Genomic DNA, 18,443 nt, shown 5'->3' with positions numbered 1-18,443 from the left:
TCACTCTTTCCATCTAGGTAGTCTCCCCTAACCCAATTCGCCTGAAGTTAGCATTGCATAAGCTAACTGTCGAGGTGCTCGGCAGCCCTCGACTCATGCCCCCGCACCCCGCTCCGGTTCCGCTCACACTGGCCCCATCCGTGATCACTCGCCCCATCTTGGCCTTCGGGTAAAGCCGCATAAGGCGGGGCGGGGCGCCTTCCGCGGCAGCCATGCAGGGAACCTTACTGAAAATGATTTTCATTAGCAATCCGGGGCGGATCGGGGGCACGACCGCGTTGTGCGAGGCGGCGATCCCCGCCGGGCGCCACCCCCGTCCGGCGGGCCCCGATATGGCCACTCGACGGTGTCTCTGCGGACGGCTCCAGCAAAGGACCGACTGCCGCGTCTCGGCCGACAATGCCATCCGGACCGGCGCAGTCATAGCACGCGACTCCTCACCGATCAGGGATGCACTCGGGCAACCGCCCGGGCCGGGACGGCGCGACGAGCAGGCAAAAACTAGTCGGCTGGCGGCCCGGAAAAGTTCCCGCTGTGGGGCCACGAGTCTGGCGACGAACTCGGTCGCCCTCACCGGTCGTGGTCGTCGGACTGCCAGGTACCCGGCATCATCGGGAGCTTCGGGTCGCCGCCGAAGTCGTCGCCGATCAGCGTGGCCAATCCCGTCGCCTCGGCGGCGTTCTGGCGGACCGTCCCGGCAAAGCCCAGCGGCCCCGCCCCGCGATCGGACGGCCGCGTCGCGCCGACCACCTGTTCGCCCGGGTCGGCGTCCACGGTCTGGTCGGCGTCGAGAAATTCGTAGCGATAGCCGCGCTGGTCGGCATTCATCGCGGCCCTTCGCCGCCGGCGCGCTCGTTGCGCCTCCCGTGCGGACGCCGCTGCCGCCGCCGCGGCGGCCACGGCATCCGGCTCGGGCGCCTTGCGCTGGGCACCGGCACCCGCACCCAGCCCGTTCCCGATGGTGGGGGGGCTCACCAGATAGGGGAAGGCGGCTCCCGCGACGGCGGGAGGTGACGGCGGGGCCGTCGGCGCCGGGGCCGCCGTGGCGGCGGCAGCCGGCGCGGAGGCCGGAGACGACGAGGGCGTCGGGGCCGCGCCCGCGGCGCCGAGGGCGGGAGCGCCGGCGGCCACCGTCGGCATGCTCGGTGCCTGCGGCGGCAACGGCACGGCGACGGCCGGGGCCGGTGCGGGCTGAATACCGGCCAGCCCGGCCAGACCCGCGACGCCACTGGCGAGGACGGCCGGTGCCGCCACCGCCAGCGCCACGATCTGGGGCAGGAAAGCCTGGATAACCTCGCCCACGTGGCCGACCTCGTCACCGATCAGCGCGAAGATGTCGGTCTCCAGTTGCAGGAAGCCTTCGGGGTCACCCTCGGCGATCAGTTGCAGATCGCGAAACAGGGTCTGCGGGATTTCCAGGAAGCGGTTGATCCACCAGCACAGGTCGTACGGATTGCCGCCGTCGTTGTCGACGATGTCGAGAAGTCCGCTGTCGCCGCTGTCGCCGTTGCCGCCGCTGTCGGCCGTCATGATTTGCGGGGCGGCGGTCGTCTGCGGGGCGGCGGCCAGCGCGGTGGTCGACACCGCCTGGTAGGTGGTCATGGTGGTGGCGGCCTGGACCCACATCCGGACGTAGTCGGCCTCGTTGACCGCGATCGGAATCGTGTTGATGCCAAAGAAGTTGGTGGCCACCAACGCCCCATGAACAATGTGGTTGGCAGCCAACTCGGGCAGGGTCGGCATCGCCGCCAGCGCCGCGGTATAGGCGGCGGCCGCGGTTTCCTGCTCGGCAGCCTGCGCCGCGCTGTCGGCGCTGGCCTGCACCAGCCACGCCAGGTAGGGCTGATGGGCGGCGACGTACTGCGCGGCGCTGGGCCCCTCCCACGCACCGCCCTGCACCGCGGCCAGGGTCGCGCCGAGCTCGTCGGCGACCGACGCGTAGGTGGCACTCAGCGAACTCCAGGACGCCGCCGAGGCCAGCAGGGCGCCCGGCCCCGGGCCGCTGCTCAGCAGGGTGGAATGCCCCTCCGGGGGCAGCGCCATCCACACCGGCGCGGTCATAAGGACTCCTCACGGGCTGAGCACAGCCACCTGAGCCGGAGGCGGCACAAATATCAGCTCGTCAGTAGTCGGTCGGCGGCGCACAAAAGTTCCCGCGCCGAAGCGACTCATCACAAAGACATCCAAACCGGGCGCCAATCGGCGCCCGGCCGCGTGCGAATGGATTAGGGCCGGACGGCGCTGACCAGCGTGTTGCGCCCGACCATCGGGCCGGCCTCGGTATCCGGACCGGGCACGGGCCGGCCGACCTCCCGCAGATAATCGGTCAGCGGGGTGCCGACTGCGGTCCAGCCGTGCTGGTCGAGCCATTCGGTGGCCGGTGCGTGCTGCTCGTTGTAGATCAGCTGGAAAAACACCCGTCCGTCACCTTCGGCGGTGGCGGCGCGTTCTTCGGCGACCGCAGCCTCGTACGCCTCGGCGGTCATCGGCGCGCCGTCCTCGACCGCGACATGGCTGCCCGGCCCGGCCAGCGAGTCGATACCGGTGAACAGCTGCTCCTGGGCGGTGGCCGGCAGGTAGATCAACAGACCCTCGGCAATCCAGGCCGACGGCTTGTCGGGGTCGAAACCGCTGTCCCGCAATGCTTGTGGCCAATCGTCACGCAGATCGACCGCGATCTCCCGGCGGTCGGCCCGCGGTGTGGCGCCCTGGCCAGCCAGCACCTCACGCTTGAAATCCAGCACCTGTGGCTGGTCCAGCTCGAAGATCGCCGTGCCCGCGGGCCAGTCCAGCCGGTAGGCGCGCGAGTCCAACCCGGCGGCCAGGATGACCACCTGCCGGACACCGGCCTCTGCGGCCCGGCGGAAGTACTCATCGAAATACTTGGTACGCGCGCCCTGAAAGTTGACGAAATGCTGGCCGAAATCCACGGTCTTCAGCTGGTGATCGGGAGCCTTGCCGTCGAGGACGTCGGCAGCCTCGCCGCCGACGGCGCGGCAGAAGATCTCCGCGTATGGGTCGACGGCCAGCGGGTCGGGCTTCTGCGCCTCGAGCGCTCGCGCTGTGGCGACGAACAACGCCGTCGAACCGACACTCGTGGTGATGTCCCAGGTATCGCCTTCGCTACGCACTCCACGAGACTACGCCGCGTCGGCCACACCCTTTCCCTGTGGGGCGCAACAGTAGTGGTGGACACGGACGTGGCAAACCGCGTGTCGGCCTGCGATGCTGGCAGCGCCACGCTCACGCTGACGGTTGGGAGGTCGACCATCGAACCGGCGCTCGCCGGGCTACCGCGCGCTGTCGTCGCGCGGGTAGGGCTCACCGTCGGGGGTCCAGCTGCCGGGCAGCATCGGCATCCGCGGGCCGCCGCCGAACTCGCCGGGCGCCAGCGTGGTCAGGCCCGCGGCCCCCGCGGCCCGTCCGCGGGCGGTGCCGGCGAACCCCAGATCGCCGGCACCGCGATCCGACGCGGACACGACGGGATCGGCGCCCCAGTCCGGGTCGACGTCGACGTTCATCTCCATGAACTCGTCGCCATGGTCGCGCTGCCGCGCCCGCCGGCGGCGGCGGGCGCGGGCGGTCTCCCGCACCGCGCCCGCGGCCGCCGCTGCCGTCGTATCGGGTTCGGGTGACTTCCTTTTCGCGCCGGCGCCGGCAGCCACACTCACGCCGGAGCCGACGCCCATGCCCGGCGGTCCGACGACGTACGGCGGGAAGAATGCGGGTGCGCCCGGCGCCGGCGGTGCAGGCGGGAGTGTGGACCCGGCAACCGTGCCGGTGGTGGCGGTCGCAGCGGGCGCCGGCGCCGAAGCGGGGACCCCGGCCGGAGCGGCAAGGGGCGTCGATCCGAGCGCCGGTAACAGCGACGGCGGTGCGGGCACAATCGGTGGCGGCGCCGGAACCACCGCCGGCGCCGGAACCGCGGCCAACCCGGCCAGCCCCGCCAACGCACCCAGCGGCGCGAGGGGCGCGGCCACCACGATCAGTGCGGGCGCCAACAACTCCGGCTGGGACAAGAAGATTTCGGCGATGTGCGTCGGCCAGTCGAACAATGCGAGGCTGATCAGATACTGAATCGCCAAGATCGGATTCTGTTGCAGGTACACGAAGAACTGCTGGAAATCCTCGAACAACTCCAGGGCCCGCGCGACCCAAAAGCTCAGGGTGCCCGCGTTCGTATAGGCGTCGTAGTCAAGGCCATTCAGTGTGCCTTGAGCCGGGTCCCACACGTAACCGAAATTGCGCAGCATCGAGGCGATCAGTTGGTCGAGCCAGTTGTTGACCGTCGGGTCGTGGTCGACGGTCTGGTTCGAGATGCCGGACAGAAAGTTCTGCAACCACTGCCAGAAATTGAAACCCGACGAGGACTGGGCTTGCGCGTCGGATTTCAGGATCTGCGGCGCCGGATCGGCCCGCGGCGTCGAGGCCAGCGCCGCGGTGGACACCGCCTGATAGGTGCCCATGGTGGTGGCGGCCTGGACCCACATCCGCGCATAGTCGGCTTCATTGACCGCAATCGGAATCGTGTTGATACCAAAGAAATTGGTGGCCAGCAGCGCGCCATGGACCACGTGGTTGGTGGCCAGCTCCGGCAGGGTCGGCATGGCCGCCAGCGCCGCGGTGTAGGCAGCGGCCGCCGTCTCGTGCTGGGCGGCGGTCGCGGCGGCGTCGGCGCTCGCCTTGGTCAACCACGCCAGATACGGCGCGTGCGCGGCGGCGTACGACGCCGCGCTCGGACCCTCCCACACCCCGCCCTGCACCTCGGCCAGCAGCGCGCCGAGTTCGGTTGCCACCGCGGCATATTCGGCACTGAGGCCGCTCCAAGCGCCCGCGGCCGCCACCAACGGGCCCGGCCCCGGTCCGCTGCTCAGCAGCGCCGAATGCACCTCCGGCGGCGCGGCCATCCAAATCGGCGCGGTCATACGACGAACTCCTCGGGCTGGGGTCGAACCTGACCGAAGAGAGCTTAATGAATATGATTGTCATTATCAACCGGAGCCGGTGGCCCCGCCTCCCTACACCAGCGGCCTGCCCGTCCGGATCCGCCGGTCCAGGTCCCAGAGCATCAGGTTGAACGGGAACTGCCGGACGACCTTCGGCAGCCTGCAGTTCACTGCACCCACCACCGCCATCAACCGATCGAAGCGCCGCTGTTTGGCCGCATCCCAGGGCAACCTCATCTCGTCACGAAAGCGTTGCGGCAGAAAGCCGGTGGTGATCAGCAGGTTGAAGTTCTCCAGCGGTTCCCGCACCCGGCGAGGCAGGCGAACCCCCCGCACTCGGGAGACGGCGATCGGATACAGGAATTCGCGCACGGTGTCGTCGATGTGCACCCGGTCTAGCGACTTCTGCCAGTACTTGTCGAAGGCGGTCCGATCCGCCGGCCACATCTCGGGCGGCACCTGCAGCGTGGTGGCCAGTGTCATGGCCTCGCGATAGAGCCGGTCGGCGTCCTCGTCGGCCATTTCGCCGACGAAGGTGCGGTAGATGTCGACCCCGCCTTTGTAGATGCACGCCGCCACCCACAACTGCAAGTCCGGATCGAAGGCGTTGTACTGCACCGGATCGCCGGGCCTCGAATAGACCTCCGCGTGCGACCGGTTGACCGCGCGGCGGTAGGCGGCCTTCTGCTCGGGGGTCCCGGCGTTGGCCACCGCAATGTAGGTAAACGTGGTGCGCGCCCGCTTGATTGGATGGCGGTCGATCCGGCCGCTCTCGACGCGGCTCTCCGCCACGCCGTGGCCCACGCTCGGATGCGACAGCTCCATGATCACGTTGGCCGAACCCGCCAGCAGCGCCACCCCCATCAGCGCGTAGTCCTCGGCCACCCGCCGCGGACGCCTGGCCGGGTGCGACCGGGGCGGGTCGGCAATCGGGCGTTCGACATGCGGGACGGGCGGGTGCAGCGTCTGTCGAATTGCCATTGCACGACCTCCCGGGGCCCTCGCCGCCTAATGTGATAACGAACGTTTCCTGATATTGCCGGGGCGCCGCTTCGGTGTCAAGATGGTGCGATGGCCGACACCGCGAGCGACCGCCCCTACCGCGGCGTCGACGCGCGCGAGCGGGTGGCCGAACGCCGCGCCCGGCTGCTGGACGCCGGTCTGGACCTGCTGGGGACCGGGCCCGCGGTGACGGTTCGGGCCGTGTGCGGCCGTGCCGGGCTGACCCCGCGCTACTTCTACGAAGGCTTCGGCGACAAGGACGAATTCGTCGGCGCCGTCTTCGATTGGGTGGTGGCCGACCTGGCTGCCACGACTCAGGCCGCCGTCGCCGCGGCGCCGGTGCCCGAACAGGCTCGTGCCGGTATGGCCAACATCGTGCGGACCGTCGCGTCGGACTCCCGGATCGGCCGCTTGCTGTTCAGCACGCAGCTGGCCGACGCCGTGATCATGCGCAAGCGCGCCGAATCCACCGCGCTGTTCGCCATGCTGCTGGGGCAACACGCCGGCGCGGCGGCGCGGATGCCGGCGAACGAGCGCATGAAGGGGGGCGCGTACTTCGCCGTCGGCGGCGTCGGGCAGATGATCAGCGCGTGGTTGTCCGGCGACGTCCGGCTCGAGCCCGACCAGCTCATCGATCAGCTGGCGCTGCTGCTCGATGAGATCGCTCACCCAAACCTGTACGGCCTCAAGGAAACAGCGGCAGGTGCCAAAGCCGCATCCCGGGATTGAGCATCCACAACCGCATCATGGTGAGTCGCATGATGCGCTGCGCACCAGTAATCAGGAGGACCGCCAACGGTACCTCGATCCCCAGAGCCGTGACCACCGACAGCCAGATGTCGTTGGGTCCGGCGGTCATCAGGTCGAACCACGCGTCGCAGATCATCAGCACCCCGGCGGTGAACGCGGCAAACAGCAGCACCTGACGGCGCAGGTACCCGAATATCGCCGTCGCCACCATGAATCCGACCAACAAGACGTCAAAGCCCACCCAGGTGAGCCACCAGTTGCGGGCGACGTAGCTTTCCGGCAACGTCAGCGCCAGATACGCCAGCCACGGAATCATCGCGATCGAACCACCGACCATGAGCCCCAAGCGGATACGCCGAATCCGGTTCAGCAACTCCGGATCGATCACCTCATTCAGCGGCGCTTCCAGCCGCGTGATTAGATCCCGTCGCTGCTCCGGCGTCAGCGCCGCGATCTGCTCGTCGGTCAACAGTCCGTCGGTCATCGTGGCTCACCCCCGGGTCGGCACGGTTTTACTCGTCAGCCTACGACCTGGACGCGCGGCCTCCGATCCGACGCGGTCTTCGGCATGGCCTTGGCCTCGCCCTCAGCGAATTCCTTCACCCAACAAGCGAATTCCAGGGTGACGCCGTCGGGGTCCTGGAAGTAGAACGAGCGTACGTAGACGCCGGGATGCACCGTCGCCGACACCTGCCGCTCGCTCTCGTCGTGATTGAGCACCGGGCCTACCCGCACGCCCTTGTCCTTGAGCTGCTGACGGTAGGCGTCGAACTTCTCGGGCGGGACATGAAACGCCAGATGGTTCATCGTGCTCACGGCGCTGGTAATGTCGCCGATGCCCGGAATCGCTCCCGGCGACGAGATGCCCGGCACCCGGTCGGGTGCGTCGGCGAACCAGAAGAACGCGACGCAGTCACCGTGGCCGGCGTCGAAGAAGAAGTGCTGCCCCGCCCCGCCGGGCAGATCCAGCGATTTGATCAGCGGCATACCGAGGATGTCGCGGTAGAAGTGCACCGTGCGCTCCATGTCGGAGCACACCAACGCCACATGGTTGATCCCCCCGAGTTCGAATTCGGTGTTGGTGTTCTGCGGCCTGATCATGTTGCGGTTCCCTTCATTACCTCCGAAGGCGCCCTGGCCAAGATCCAAATCTGAACCTAACATCAGGTTCAGTTTCGATCCAGGGGAGGATGCGGCGCATTGTCGATCGCGGCCGAATCCGGTGGTCGGCCCGCCCGGCCGGCCGGCCGAGTTTCCGACGCACCGGGGCAGGCGGACGCAGGCCGCCATCGATGCGGCCGCCCGAACCGTGGTGGCGCGCAAGGGCATTCTGGCGACCACCATCGCCGACATCGCCGCGGAGGCGGGGCGCTCGCCAGCGTCGTTCTACAACTACTACGACTCCAAGGAGGCGATGGTCCGGCAGTGGGCCCTGCGTTTCCGCGACGAGGCCAACGAGCGCGCGCTTTCGGTGACCCGGCATGGCCGGTCCGACCAGCAGCGCGCGCACTACTTCGCCGCCGCGCAGTGGCTCACCTTCCGCAATCGGCTGGCCGAGGTGATCGGCGTGATCCAGCTGGCGATGATCAACGACGACTTCACCCAGTTCTGGGCCGAGATTTGCGAGATGCCAATATCTTTCATCGCGGAGTCGGTCAGACGCGCCCAGGCGCAGGGTTACTGCGCCGGCGACGACCCGCGACTGATCGCCGAGGCCATCGTGGCGATGTTGAATCAGTTCTGCTACGCCCAGCTCAGCGGAACGCGGTCGGGCGAACCCGACGACGTAGCGTGCATTGCAACCCTGGCCAACATCTATTACCGCGCCATCTATTCACCAAGGGGTTGATTTGACCGGTCGTGGGGGTACCGCAGGGGTCATCCGTGAATTCGTCGGACTGCCGTCGCGAACCGCCGGACGCGCCGGTGCGGGCGGGCATCCATGCCAGGGCCTGTACTACCGCGGGGTCGGGCGCAAACCCAAGGTCGCGATGATCGCCACGCATTATCAGATCGATTTCTCCGAACATTATCTCGCCGACTACATGGCCATCCGCGGCATCGGCTTTCTGGGCTGGAACACCCGGTTCCGCGGCTTCGAGACGAACTTCCTTCTCGACCACGCGCTGGTCGACATCGGCGTCGGAGTGCGCTGGCTGCGCCAGGTCCAGGGAGTCGACGCCGTTGTGTTGCTGGGCAATTCGGGCGGCGGATCACTGATGGCGGCCTACCAGTCGCAGGCCGTGGACCCGAATGTGACTCCCTTCGACGGCATGCGCCCGGCCGCGGGCCTGGCCGAGTTGCCACCCGCTGACGGCTATGTCGCGACCGCCGCCCACCCCGGGCGCCCGGAGGTGCTGACGGCGTGGATGGACGCCGCCGTGGTCGACGAAAACGACCCGGTGGCCACCGATCCCGAGCTCGACCTGTTCGAGGGGAACAACGGCCCGCCGTACTCACCGGAGTTCCTCGCCCGCTACCGCGCGGCGCAGGTCGCGCGCAACCATGCCATCACCGACTGGGTCGAATCCGAGCTCAAAAGGGTTCGTGTCAAGGGCTTTTCGGATCGGCCCTTCACCGTCATGCGCACCTGGGCGGACCCCCGGATGGTGGATCCGGATATCGAGCCGACCAAACGACCGCCGAACCAGTGCTACGCCGGCGTGCCCGTCAAGGCGAACCGCTCGGCGTACGGCATCGCCGCGGCCTGCACCCTGCGCAACTGGCTGAGCATGTGGAGCCTGCGCGTCGCGCAGACCCGGGCCGAGCCGCACCTGGGCCGCATCACCTCCCCCGCGCTGGTGATCAACGCCGCGGCCGACACCGGGGTGTTCCCGTCGGATGCCCAGCGCATTTACGACGCGCTCGCCGGTACCGACAAATCGCAGACCTCCATCGACACCGACCACTACTTCACCACCCCGGGCGCGCGCACCGAGCAGGCCGATACCATCGCCAGGTGGATCAGCAAAAGGTGGCGCTGAGGGTTCTCGCCCACTTCGTTCCCGGCAACAAAGTCCTGGATTTTCTTGCGGCCGAATCAGATTGGCTGGACATCCGCTGGTGCGCGGAGGACGACGACGCGACCTTCTACCGCGAGTTGCCCGAGGCCGAGGTGCTGTGGCACGTGCTGCGGCCGCTGTCGGGCGACGACCTGCGGCAGGGGACGCGGCTGCGGCTGGTGCACAAGCTGGGCGCCGGGGTGAACACCATCGACGTGCCGACCGCGACCGAGCGCGGCATCGCGGTCGCCAACATGCCCGGCGCCAATGCGCCGTCGGTGGCCGAGGGGACCGTGCTGTTGATGCTGGCGGCCCTGCGCACACTGCCGGCCCTCGACCGCGCAACCCGTCAGGGCCGCGGCTGGCCGACGGATCCGGCGCTGGGCGAGACGGTCCGCGATCTCGGCAGCTGCACCGTCGGCCTGGTCGGCTTCGGCAACATCGCCCAGCGCGTCGCCGCGATCGTCGGCGCCATGGGTGCCGACGTCGTGCACACCAGCACCCGCGACGACGGGCGGCCCGGCTGGCGGCCGCTACCCGAACTGCTGTCCGCCAGCGACGTCGTCTCGCTGCACCTGCCGCTGACGGCACAGACCCATCATCTGCTCGACCGGGACGCGCTGGCCCGGATGCGACCGAACGCGGTCCTGGTCAACACCTCGCGCGGTGCAGTCGTCGACGAAACGGCGCTGGTCGACGTGCTGTCCGGCGGGCGGCTGGCCGCCGCGGGGCTGGACGTCTTCGAGGCGGAGCCGGTTGCGACCGACAACCCCCTGCTGGGCCTTGCCAACGTGGTGCTGACGCCGCACGTCACCTGGTACACCGCCGACACCATGCGGCGCTATCTGATCGAAGCCGTGGCCAACTGCCGTCGGCTGCACGACGGGCAACCCCCGGCCAATCTGGTCAACCAACCGACCGGTTATTAGATTGAGGGTTGCTTGGCCGAAACGAACCCCGAGCGCATGGGAAGGCGACCAATGCCGATCGCGATAAATCCTGAGCACCAAGACCTGGCCGAATCGGTGCGGTCCCTGGTGGCGCGCGTCGCGCCGTCGGAGGTGCTGCACGCGTCCATGGAGACGCCGCTCGACAACCCGCCGCCGTACTGGCAGGCGGCCGCCGAGCAGGGCCTGCAGGGCGTGCACCTGGCCGAGGAGGTCGGCGGGCAGGGCTTCGGCATCCTCGAGTTGGCCATCGTGCTGGCCGAATTCGGCTACGGGGCGGTGCCAGGACCGTTCGTGCCGTCGGCGATCGCCAGCGCGCTGATCGCCGCGCACGACCCGCATGCGAAGGTGCTCGCCGAGCTGGCATCGGGCGCGGCCATCGCCACTTACGCGCTGGATTCCGGGCTGACCGCCACGCAGCAGGGTGACGTGCTGGTCATCCGCGGCGAAGTCCGCGCGGTGCCCGCCGCGGCGCAGGCCTCTATCTTGGTGCTACCTGTGGCGATCGAGAGCCGCGACGAGTGGGTGGTGCTGCGCGCCGATCAACTCGAGATCGTGCCGGTGAAGAGCCTGGACCCGTTGCGCCCGATCGCGCATGTGGTGGCCGACCGCGTCGAGGTCGGCGACGACGACGCGCTGAGCAACCTGACCATGGCCACCGCCTATGCGCTGATGTCCACGCTGCTGTCCGCCGAGGCGGTCGGGGTGGCGCGCTGGGCAACCGACACGGCGGCGCAGTACGCCAAGATCCGCGAACAGTTCGGCCGGCCGATCGGGCAGTTCCAGGCGATCAAGCACAAGTGCGCGGAGATGATCGCGGACACCGAGCGGGCCACCGCCGCGGTCTGGGATGCCGCCCGCGCGATCGACGACGCGAGCCAAAACGATTGGGACATCGAGGCCTCGGCCGTCGAGTTCGCCGCGGCCGTGGCGGCGACGCTGGCGCCGGCCGCCGCCCAGCGGTGCACGCAGGACTGCATCCAGGTGCACGGCGGTATCGGCTACACCTGGGAACACGACACCAACGTCTACTACCGCCGGGCGCTGATGGTGGCCGCCTGCTTCGGCCGCCGCACGGAGTATCCGCAAAAGGTCGTCGACACCGCCACCACCACTGGGATGCGCCCGGTGGATATCGACCTGGACCCCGAGACCGAGAAGCTGCGGGCCGAGATCCGCGACGAGGTGGCGGCGTTCAAGGAGATGGAGCGCGGAGCGCGCACGGTCGCCCTCGCCGAGGGCGGCTGGGTGCTGCCATATCTGCCCAAGCCGTGGGGGCGCGGCTCCAGCCCGGTCGAACAGGTGCTGATCGCCCAGGAGTTCACCACCGGCCGGGTCAAGCGGCCGCAGGTGGGCATCGCGGCGTGGATCATTCCGTCGATCGTCGCGTTCGGCACCGAGGAGCAAAAGCAGCGCTTCCTGCCGCCCACGTTCCGCGGCGAGATGATCTGGTGCCAGCTGTTCTCCGAGCCGGGCGCCGGTTCGGACCTCGCCGGGCTGACCACGAAGGCCACCCGGACCGACGGCGGCTGGCGCATCACCGGCCAGAAGATCTGGACCACCGCCGCGCAGTTCTCCCACTACGGCGCGCTGCTGGCCCGGACCGACCCGTCGGCGCCGAAGCACAACGGCATCACCTACTTCCTGCTGGACATGAAGAGCGAGGGCGTCGACGTCAAGCCGCTGCGCGAGCTCACCGGCAACGCGATGTTCAACACCGTCTACATCGACGACGTGTTCGTCCCCGACGAATGCGTGCTGGGCGAGGTGAACCGCGGGTGGGAGGTCAGCCGCAACACCCTGACGGCCGAGCGGGTTTCGATCGGCAGCAGCGACGCCAATTTCCTGGCGACGCTGCCGCAGTTCGTAGACTTCGTACGCGACGGGCATTTCGACCAGGTGGCCCAGCAGCGGGCCGGGCAGCTGATCGCCGAAGGCCATGCCGCCAAGGTGCTGAACCTGCGCTCGACCTTGTTGACGCTGGCCGGCGGCGACGCGATGCCGTCCGCGGCGATCTCCAAGCTGTTGTCGATGCGGACCGGGCAGGGTTACGCCGAATTCGCGGTGTCCTCGTTCGGCACCGACGCGGCGATCGGCGATCCCGCCGAGCCGCCGGGCAGGTGGGGAGAGTATCTGCTGGCCAGCAGGGCCACCACCATCTACGGGGGCACCTCCGAAGTGCAGCTCAACATCATCGCCGAGCGGCTGCTCGGCCTGCCCCGAGATCCGTAATCAGCGTAAAAAATTCATGCCGGCCTGGCTGGTGCCAGGCCGGCATGAATCCCCCGTGAACGTGGGCCCGCCAACTGGTGACTCAGGCAGGAGAGAAGGCGGTGACCCACGCAGGCTGGTGTGTTACCACCACGGGTTCCAGCCGCGGTTGAACCATCCCCAACCACCGTGGCCCAAACCGCGTCCCCAGCCGCCGGGACCCCAACCGCCATGGCCCCAACCGCCACCGCGTCCCCAGCCGCCGGGACCCCAACCGCCGTGACCCCAACCGCCGTGGCCGCCACCGAAACCGTGGCCGCCCCAACTCGGGATATCAGCGGGGCCGTGCGGGCCGACCGTCGCGAAGCTTGTCGAGGGAGAAGGTGCTGGGGCGGCGTTCGCGGCGGGCGTGCCGCCGAACAGCATGGCTGTGGCCACCGCGGCGGCGCCGATAGTGCCGGCGGCGGCGCCGCGGATCGTTCGCATTGACAGCATCATGCGGGTGGCTCCTTCCGAGAGCTTGGTACTGACAATTCAGAAAGTACCCATCAATTCCACGGCAAACAACACCAAATGCGAAATTCAATGCTGCCAATTTACTGACAATCCTCACATTTCCAGAGCTGCTCCATTACTGAAATTTGCACGCCATTACTGAGCTCCGCGGATACTGAAATCAGTACTTCCCATGGACCTACATAACCGCAGCTCATAATCTATCCACTGAGTTACTGAAATGCAGATTTGCACAATTCAGTACATCCGTGGATTCGTATTATCTTATTCGCATACAAGCGGAAATCGAATGGTTTTCGTCCGATTCCGTGCTCGCCACCAGAACACCCCGCACCGACGTGCGAATATTCGCGATATAGGTCGACGGAACCGCCCCATTACGACCGCAAATCGCTGGTAGTGGCGTCGATTCGCCGACGGCCGCCGATGCGCCCGCGCGCTGACACCCTCGGCTCGGCGTCGCGACTTAAGCTGGGCCCAGTGAGACAATCAGTATCTGCGTAAGACACGGTGTACTGATGGGCACCCAGGAAGGGACGGTCGCCGCAGTGAGCTTGAACCCCGGCCACATCGGATCCGGCGCCGGACAGCTCCGCGCCAACGTGTACGCCGCGACGCCCTCCGGAGACGCCGCGCCCACGGAGCGCCTCACCGGCTTCCGGCAGCCGCGGGCCCATCGGCCGTCCAGCCCGTCCGGCGAACCCCGACCGAGCGACCGGTCCGGCGGCGATCAGCAACCGCGCATCCAGCGGACACGACGCACGGTCGACCTGCCCGCGGCCAAGCACCGCGCCCTCGACATTTGGCAACGCGAAGCGGCCGACCGCCTCGGAGTGGCCCGGGTGACCGGTCAGGAGGTGCTGACCGCGCTCATCGACCAACTGCTGGCCGATCCCAAGCTCGCGGCCCAGATCACCCAGGCCATTCAAGACCGGCGCTGACGCGCCCCGCTACTCGACCTCGATCTCGCGTAGCTCGCGCTTGAGGATCTTGCCGGTCGGGTTGCGCGGCAGCTCCTCGAGGAAGACCACCTCGCGAGGCACCTTGTAGCGGGCCAGGTGGTCGCGCACGTATCCCTTGATCGTGTCCTCGTCGACGTCGGAGCCGTCCTTCTTGACGACGAACGCGCGCAACCGGTGGCCCCACTCCTTGTCCTCGACGCCGATCGCGGTCGCCTCGACGACCTCGGGATGCCCGCTGATGAGGTCCTCGACCTCCGCGGGGAAGACGTTCTCGCCACCGGAGACGATCATCTCGTCGTCACGGCCGCTGACGTACAGCAGGCCGTCCTCGTCGAAGTAGCCGACGTCGCCGGAGGACATCAGGCCGTCGATGATCTGCTTGTGGCCGCCGCCGGTGTAGCCCTCGAAGGGGAACGCGTTGCCGACGAAGATCCGCCCGACGTCACCCCGCGGCACCTCCTTACCGTTGTCGTCGAGCAGTTTGACCTTCACGCCCTTGACGACCGGGCCGACCGTCGCCGCGTTCTTCTCCAGATCCTTGGGCCCGGCGATGGTGGCGAAGGCGATCTCGGTCGAGCCGTACATGTTGTAGATGACGGGGCCCATGTCCTTGAGCGCACGGGTGGCCAACTCGGCGCCCAGCTGCGACCCGGACACGAACACGATGCGCAGGCTGGACAGGTCCGGCTTGGAGTCCATCTTCTCGATCGCGTCGAGGATCCGCGACAGCATCACCGGGACCACTACCATGGCCGTCACCTGGTGCTTCTCGATGTCCTCGAGCACCAGCGGTGGCTTGAACTTTCGCCGCAGCACCAGCGTCGAGCCCAGAAACATCGCGATGGTGCCGTGCAGGAAGCCGAGCGCGTGGAACATCGGAGCGGGCAGCGACGTCACCTCGTTGGCCTTGAACGGGACGTGGGACAGGATGCCGCCGATCGGCGCGAGCGTCGGTGGGGTGCGGCGGTTGGCGCCCTTGGGGGTACCGGTCGTCCCGCTGGTCAGGATGATGATCGACGCGTGCTTGGCGGCCTTGGGAGCGGGTTCTTTGCTGCTGCGCTCGATCAGGTCGGCCAGCGTCTCGTCTTCGCTGCCGGACGGCTCGTCGGCATCCGGATTGACACCCAGCGCCCGGATCTTGCCCAGCTCCGGCTCGGCCTTGCTGACGGCCTTGGTGTACTCGTCGTCGTAGATGATCAGCCTGGCGCCCTCACGCTCGGACACCTCCTTGATCTGCGGGCCGGAGAACTCGCTGTTGAGCAGGATGACGCGGGCGCCGACCCGGGCGCACCCGAAGTAGGCGATCAGGAACCAGCGATGGTTGCGGGCCAGCAGCGCGACGCCGTCGCCGCCCTTGATCCCCTTGTCGATCAGGCCGTTGGCCACCGCGTGGGCCGCCTCGTCGAGCTCGCGATAGGTGAGTTCGCCGTCCTCGTCGATGCACGCCGCACGGTCGGGGGTGCGCCGGGCGTTGAGCGACGGCAGCATGCCGAACTCGCCCCACTTGTAGATGTCGGCAGCCATCGCGGCGTAGTTCTGCGGCGGCTCCAGTCGGAACGCGCCCGATTCGATGATGCGGCGCAGATAGTGCAGTTCGGCGGAGCCGCGCTCCAGATACTGCTGGACCTTGGCAACCGCCTGCCCGGGAAGACCAATCAGATTAGGCATGGATCCCACCATATGTGACGTCCGTCGCATTACCAGGGGTTAGTACCCACGGACTTACGATGATGAACATGGGCCCCGTGACGCTGGAGGTGTCCGGGCGCGAGGTCACCGTCACCCACCCCGACAAAGTGGTATTCGAAGCCCACGACGGCTCGGGCCCGCACACCAAGCTCGACCTCGTTCGGTATTACCTGTCCGTCGCCGACGGGGCACTGCGCGGCGTCGCGGGCCGGCCGATGATCCTCAAGCGTTTCGTGAAGGGCATCGGGCAAGAGGCCGTGTTCCAGAAGCGGGCGCCCGCCAACCGGCCGGACTACGTCGACGTCGCCGAATTGCACTATGCGCGCGGCACCTCCGCGGCGGAAGCCGTCATCCACGATGCCGCGGGGCTGGCCTGGGTCATCAATCTGGGCTGCGTGGACCTCAACCCGCATCCGGTGCTGGCCGGCGACCTCGACCACCCCGACGAACTGCGCGTCGACCTGGACCCCATGCCCGGGGTCGGCTGGCAGCGCATCGTCGACGTCGCGCTGGTGGCCCGCGAGGTCCTCGAGGACTACGGCCTGGTGGCCTGGCCGAAGACCTCCGGCTCGCGCGGCTTTCACATCTACGCCCGCATCGTCCCGCGCTGGGAGTTTCGCCAGCTGCGGCTGGCCGCGCAGACCGTCGCCCGCGAGATCGAACGACGGATACCCGAGGCGGCCACCAGCCGCTGGTGGAAGGAAGAGCGCGAGGGCGTGTTCGTCGACTTCAACCAGAACGCCAAGGACCGCACAGTCGCGTCGGCCTATTCGGTGCGGGCCACGCCGGACGCCCGGGTGTCGACGCCGTTGCAGTGGGACGAGGTCGCCGGCTGCCGGCCGGCGGCGTTCACCATCGCGACCGTGTCCGACCGGTTCGCCGACATCGGCGATCCCTGGGCGGGAATGGACGACGCGGCCGGGGAGCTCGATCGGCTGCTCATGCTGGCCGAGGACCTCGGCCCCCCGGAGCGCGCGCCGAAAGGTTCGGCCAAGGGCGCGGACGGCAGACGCCAGTCGTCCAAGCCGCTGATCGAGATTGCCCGCACCAAGACCAAGGACGAGGCGGTGGCCGCGCTGGACACCTGGCGCGCCCGCTATCCCGCGGTCGCCGAGCGGCTGCAGCCGGCCGATGTCCTGGTCGACGGCATGCGCGGACCAAGTTCGATCTGGTACCGCATCCGGATCAACCTGCAGCATGTGCCGCCCGCCGAGCGTCCGCCGCAAGAAGACCTGATCGCCGATTACAGTCCCTGGCAAGGTCATTGAACTAGGGTGGACGCGGCAGCCGGGCCGGGCTGATCGAGCAAACCGCGCGGCGATGCAGGTGAGGGCTACGGACGCGATACTCTCACGCGATGCGACAGGCATGGAATCGGCGGGGCTTCCTCCAGCTCGCCGGGGCTGCCGCGGCCGCCACCGGCGCCGCGGTTTCGGCGGGGTGCTCGTCACCGAAACCGGCGTCCAATCCCGCAAGCGGCGGGTCGGTCACCGTCACCCATCTGTTCGGCCAGACCGTCATCAAGGATCCACCCAGGCGGGTGGTCAGCGCCGGCTTCACCGAGCAAGACGACCTCCTCGCGGTGGGCGTGGTGCCGATCGCGGTGACCAACTGGTTCGGTGACCAACCGTCCGGGGTGTGGCCGTGGGCCCAGCCCAAGCTCGGCGGCGCGCACCCGACGGTGCTGAACCTGGACAACGGGATTCCCGTCGACCAGATCGCCGGCCTGAGACCGGATTTGATCGTGGCGGTCAACGCGGGCCTGGACGCCGACACCTACCAGAAGCTGACCGCGATCGCCCCGACCATCGCGCAGGCGGACGGCGACGCGTTCTTCGAGCCGTGGAAGGTGCAGGCGGCGACGATCGGCCAAGCCGTGTTCCAGGCCGACCAGATGAAGTCGTTGGTCGACAACGTCGACAAGCAGTTCGCCGCCGTCGCCCAGAGGAATCCGCAATGGCAGGGCAAGAAGGCGCTGCTGATGCAGGGCAAGCTCTGGCGCGGCACGGTGGTCGCCACCCTCGCGGGGTGGCGAACCGACTTCCTCAATCAGATGGGTCTGGTCATCGCCGACAGCATCAAGGGATTGGGCACCGACGATCATCGTGCCGTCATCCCGCGCGATCAGATCAAGACGGTGCTCGATTCCGCCGATGTGGTGATCTGGACGACCGAGAGCCCCGACGACCAGAAGGCGCTGCTGGCCGATCCCGAGGTGGCGGCGTCCGGGGCGACCGCGCAGAACCACCACGTCTTCACCACCAAGGAGCAGGCCGGCGCGATCGCCTTCTCCTCACCGCTCAGCTATCCGTTGGTCGCCGATCAACTGCCGCCACAAATCAGCAAGATCCTGGGCTAAAACCCGCTGCGCCCCGCCTGTTTGAGCGTGCGCTAAGGCAGCTCTGGCAGTGTTCGAAA

At 68.2% G+C, this 18,443-nt stretch carries 16 protein-coding genes; 8 read left to right on the top strand and 8 right to left on the bottom strand.

What is annotated here, in order from left to right; translation table 11 throughout:
• Nucleotides 1–570 precede the first annotated feature (570 nt).
• The 4 genes from MSG_RS02355 to MSG_RS02340 all read right to left on the bottom strand — a co-directional run bounded on the left by MSG_RS02355 (nucleotide 571) and on the right by MSG_RS02340 (nucleotide 5,927).
• Nucleotides 571–2,061, bottom strand: a complete 1,491-nt coding sequence (locus MSG_RS02355) for a PPE family protein (protein ID WP_096436750.1) — start codon at nucleotides 2,059–2,061, stop codon at nucleotides 571–573.
• A gap of 164 nt (nucleotides 2,062–2,225) precedes the next feature.
• Nucleotides 2,226–3,131: a class I SAM-dependent methyltransferase gene (locus MSG_RS02350; RefSeq protein ID WP_096436748.1), complete on the bottom strand. Its 906-nt coding sequence runs from the start codon at nucleotides 3,129–3,131 to the stop codon at nucleotides 2,226–2,228.
• 159 nt (nucleotides 3,132–3,290) lie between these two features.
• Nucleotides 3,291–4,925: a PPE family protein gene (locus MSG_RS02345; RefSeq protein ID WP_096436746.1), complete on the bottom strand. Its 1,635-nt coding sequence runs from the start codon at nucleotides 4,923–4,925 to the stop codon at nucleotides 3,291–3,293.
• A gap of 93 nt (nucleotides 4,926–5,018) precedes the next feature.
• A complete protein-coding gene (locus MSG_RS02340) occupies nucleotides 5,019–5,927 on the bottom strand; it encodes an oxygenase MpaB family protein (RefSeq protein WP_096436744.1) in 909 nt (302 codons plus the stop codon).
• A 90-nt stretch (nucleotides 5,928–6,017) separates the two neighbouring features.
• Between MSG_RS02340 and MSG_RS02335 the strand changes: the two genes are divergently transcribed.
• Nucleotides 6,018–6,677 (top strand): TetR/AcrR family transcriptional regulator, encoded by a 660-nt coding sequence (locus tag MSG_RS02335; RefSeq protein ID WP_096436742.1) that lies wholly within the window; start codon nucleotides 6,018–6,020, stop codon nucleotides 6,675–6,677.
• Here the strand turns inward: MSG_RS02335 and MSG_RS02330 are convergent.
• Nucleotides 6,634–7,182 (bottom strand): hypothetical protein, encoded by a 549-nt coding sequence (locus tag MSG_RS02330; protein ID WP_096436740.1) that lies wholly within the window; start codon nucleotides 7,180–7,182, stop codon nucleotides 6,634–6,636. The genes MSG_RS02335 and MSG_RS02330 overlap by 44 nt on opposite strands.
• A gap of 35 nt (nucleotides 7,183–7,217) precedes the next feature.
• Nucleotides 7,218–7,799: a VOC family protein gene (locus MSG_RS02325; RefSeq protein ID WP_096436738.1), complete on the bottom strand. Its 582-nt coding sequence runs from the start codon at nucleotides 7,797–7,799 to the stop codon at nucleotides 7,218–7,220.
• Nucleotides 7,800–7,920: 121 nt separating this feature from the next.
• Here MSG_RS02325 and MSG_RS02320 point away from each other — a divergent pair, with 121 nt between their 5' ends.
• The 4 genes from MSG_RS02320 to MSG_RS02305 are packed head-to-tail and all read left to right on the top strand — an operon-like array spanning nucleotide 7,921 to nucleotide 12,879.
• A complete protein-coding gene (locus MSG_RS02320) occupies nucleotides 7,921–8,547 on the top strand; it encodes a TetR/AcrR family transcriptional regulator (RefSeq protein ID WP_232011144.1) in 627 nt (208 codons plus the stop codon).
• A 1-nt stretch (nucleotide 8,548) separates the two neighbouring features.
• Complete coding sequence (locus MSG_RS02315) at nucleotides 8,549–9,682, top strand: alpha/beta hydrolase (protein WP_096436736.1); 1,134 nt, start codon at nucleotides 8,549–8,551, stop codon at nucleotides 9,680–9,682.
• Nucleotides 9,673–10,629, top strand: coding sequence for a 2-hydroxyacid dehydrogenase (locus MSG_RS02310; protein ID WP_181159133.1), 957 nt, complete (start codon nucleotides 9,673–9,675; stop codon nucleotides 10,627–10,629). Before MSG_RS02315 ends, MSG_RS02310 begins: the two co-directional genes overlap by 10 nt.
• Nucleotides 10,630–10,680: 51 nt before the next feature.
• Nucleotides 10,681–12,879: an acyl-CoA dehydrogenase gene (locus MSG_RS02305; RefSeq protein ID WP_096436734.1), complete on the top strand. Its 2,199-nt coding sequence runs from the start codon at nucleotides 10,681–10,683 to the stop codon at nucleotides 12,877–12,879.
• Between the two features lie 123 nt (nucleotides 12,880–13,002).
• On the opposite strand, the gene MSG_RS25065 is transcribed toward MSG_RS02305, so the two are convergent.
• Nucleotides 13,003–13,356, bottom strand: coding sequence for a hypothetical protein (locus MSG_RS25065; RefSeq protein ID WP_162899108.1), 354 nt, complete (start codon nucleotides 13,354–13,356; stop codon nucleotides 13,003–13,005).
• A gap of 566 nt (nucleotides 13,357–13,922) precedes the next feature.
• On the opposite strand from MSG_RS25065, the gene MSG_RS02295 reads away from it, so the two are divergent.
• Complete coding sequence (locus MSG_RS02295) at nucleotides 13,923–14,315, top strand: ATPase (RefSeq protein WP_096443952.1); 393 nt, start codon at nucleotides 13,923–13,925, stop codon at nucleotides 14,313–14,315.
• Nucleotides 14,316–14,324: 9 nt separating this feature from the next.
• Here MSG_RS02295 and fadD2 read toward each other — a convergent pair whose 3' ends face one another.
• On the bottom strand, nucleotides 14,325–16,004 hold the full coding sequence (gene fadD2, locus MSG_RS02290; RefSeq protein ID WP_096443950.1) for a long-chain-fatty-acid--CoA ligase FadD2: 1,680 nt from the start codon (nucleotides 16,002–16,004) through the stop codon (nucleotides 14,325–14,327).
• Nucleotides 16,005–16,063: 59 nt separating this feature from the next.
• On the opposite strand from fadD2, the gene MSG_RS02285 reads away from it, so the two are divergent.
• The gene (locus MSG_RS02285; protein ID WP_373421119.1) at nucleotides 16,064–17,293 is read left to right on the top strand and encodes a DNA polymerase domain-containing protein; all 1,230 of its coding nucleotides are present in this window, start codon (nucleotides 16,064–16,066) and stop codon (nucleotides 17,291–17,293) included.
• A gap of 89 nt (nucleotides 17,294–17,382) precedes the next feature.
• A complete protein-coding gene (locus tag MSG_RS02280; protein WP_096436731.1) occupies nucleotides 17,383–18,384 on the top strand; it encodes an ABC transporter substrate-binding protein in 1,002 nt (333 codons plus the stop codon).
• The last annotated feature ends 59 nt before the right edge of the window (nucleotides 18,385–18,443 follow it).

This window comes from Mycobacterium shigaense (assembly GCF_002356315.1).
GTDB lineage: Bacteria > Actinomycetota > Actinomycetes > Mycobacteriales > Mycobacteriaceae > Mycobacterium > Mycobacterium shigaense.
Note: the sequence above shows the minus strand (reverse complement) of the source record. Positions and strands in the feature narration are given on the sequence as shown.

Excerpts from the sequence above, each read along its gene's own strand:
- MSG_RS02355 (WP_096436750.1), bottom strand. The coding sequence starts at position 2,061 with ATGACCGCGCCGGTGTGGATGGCGCTGCCCCCGGAGGGGCATTCCACC.
- MSG_RS02345 (WP_096436746.1), bottom strand. The coding sequence starts at position 4,925 with ATGACCGCGCCGATTTGGATGGCCGCGCCGCCGGAGGTGCATTCGGCG.
- MSG_RS02340 (WP_096436744.1), bottom strand. The coding sequence starts at position 5,927 with ATGGCAATTCGACAGACGCTGCACCCGCCCGTCCCGCATGTCGAACGC.
- MSG_RS02335 (WP_096436742.1), top strand. The coding sequence starts at position 6,018 with ATGGCCGACACCGCGAGCGACCGCCCCTACCGCGGCGTCGACGCGCGC.
- MSG_RS02330 (WP_096436740.1), bottom strand. The coding sequence starts at position 7,182 with ATGACCGACGGACTGTTGACCGACGAGCAGATCGCGGCGCTGACGCCG.
- MSG_RS02325 (WP_096436738.1), bottom strand. The coding sequence starts at position 7,799 with ATGATCAGGCCGCAGAACACCAACACCGAATTCGAACTCGGGGGGATC.
- MSG_RS02305 (WP_096436734.1), top strand. The coding sequence starts at position 10,681 with ATGCCGATCGCGATAAATCCTGAGCACCAAGACCTGGCCGAATCGGTG.
- MSG_RS25065 (WP_162899108.1), bottom strand. The coding sequence starts at position 13,356 with ATGATGCTGTCAATGCGAACGATCCGCGGCGCCGCCGCCGGCACTATC.
- fadD2 (WP_096443950.1), bottom strand. The coding sequence starts at position 16,004 with ATGCCTAATCTGATTGGTCTTCCCGGGCAGGCGGTTGCCAAGGTCCAG.
- MSG_RS02285 (WP_373421119.1), top strand. The coding sequence starts at position 16,064 with ATGATGAACATGGGCCCCGTGACGCTGGAGGTGTCCGGGCGCGAGGTC.
- MSG_RS02280 (WP_096436731.1), top strand. The coding sequence starts at position 17,383 with ATGCGACAGGCATGGAATCGGCGGGGCTTCCTCCAGCTCGCCGGGGCT.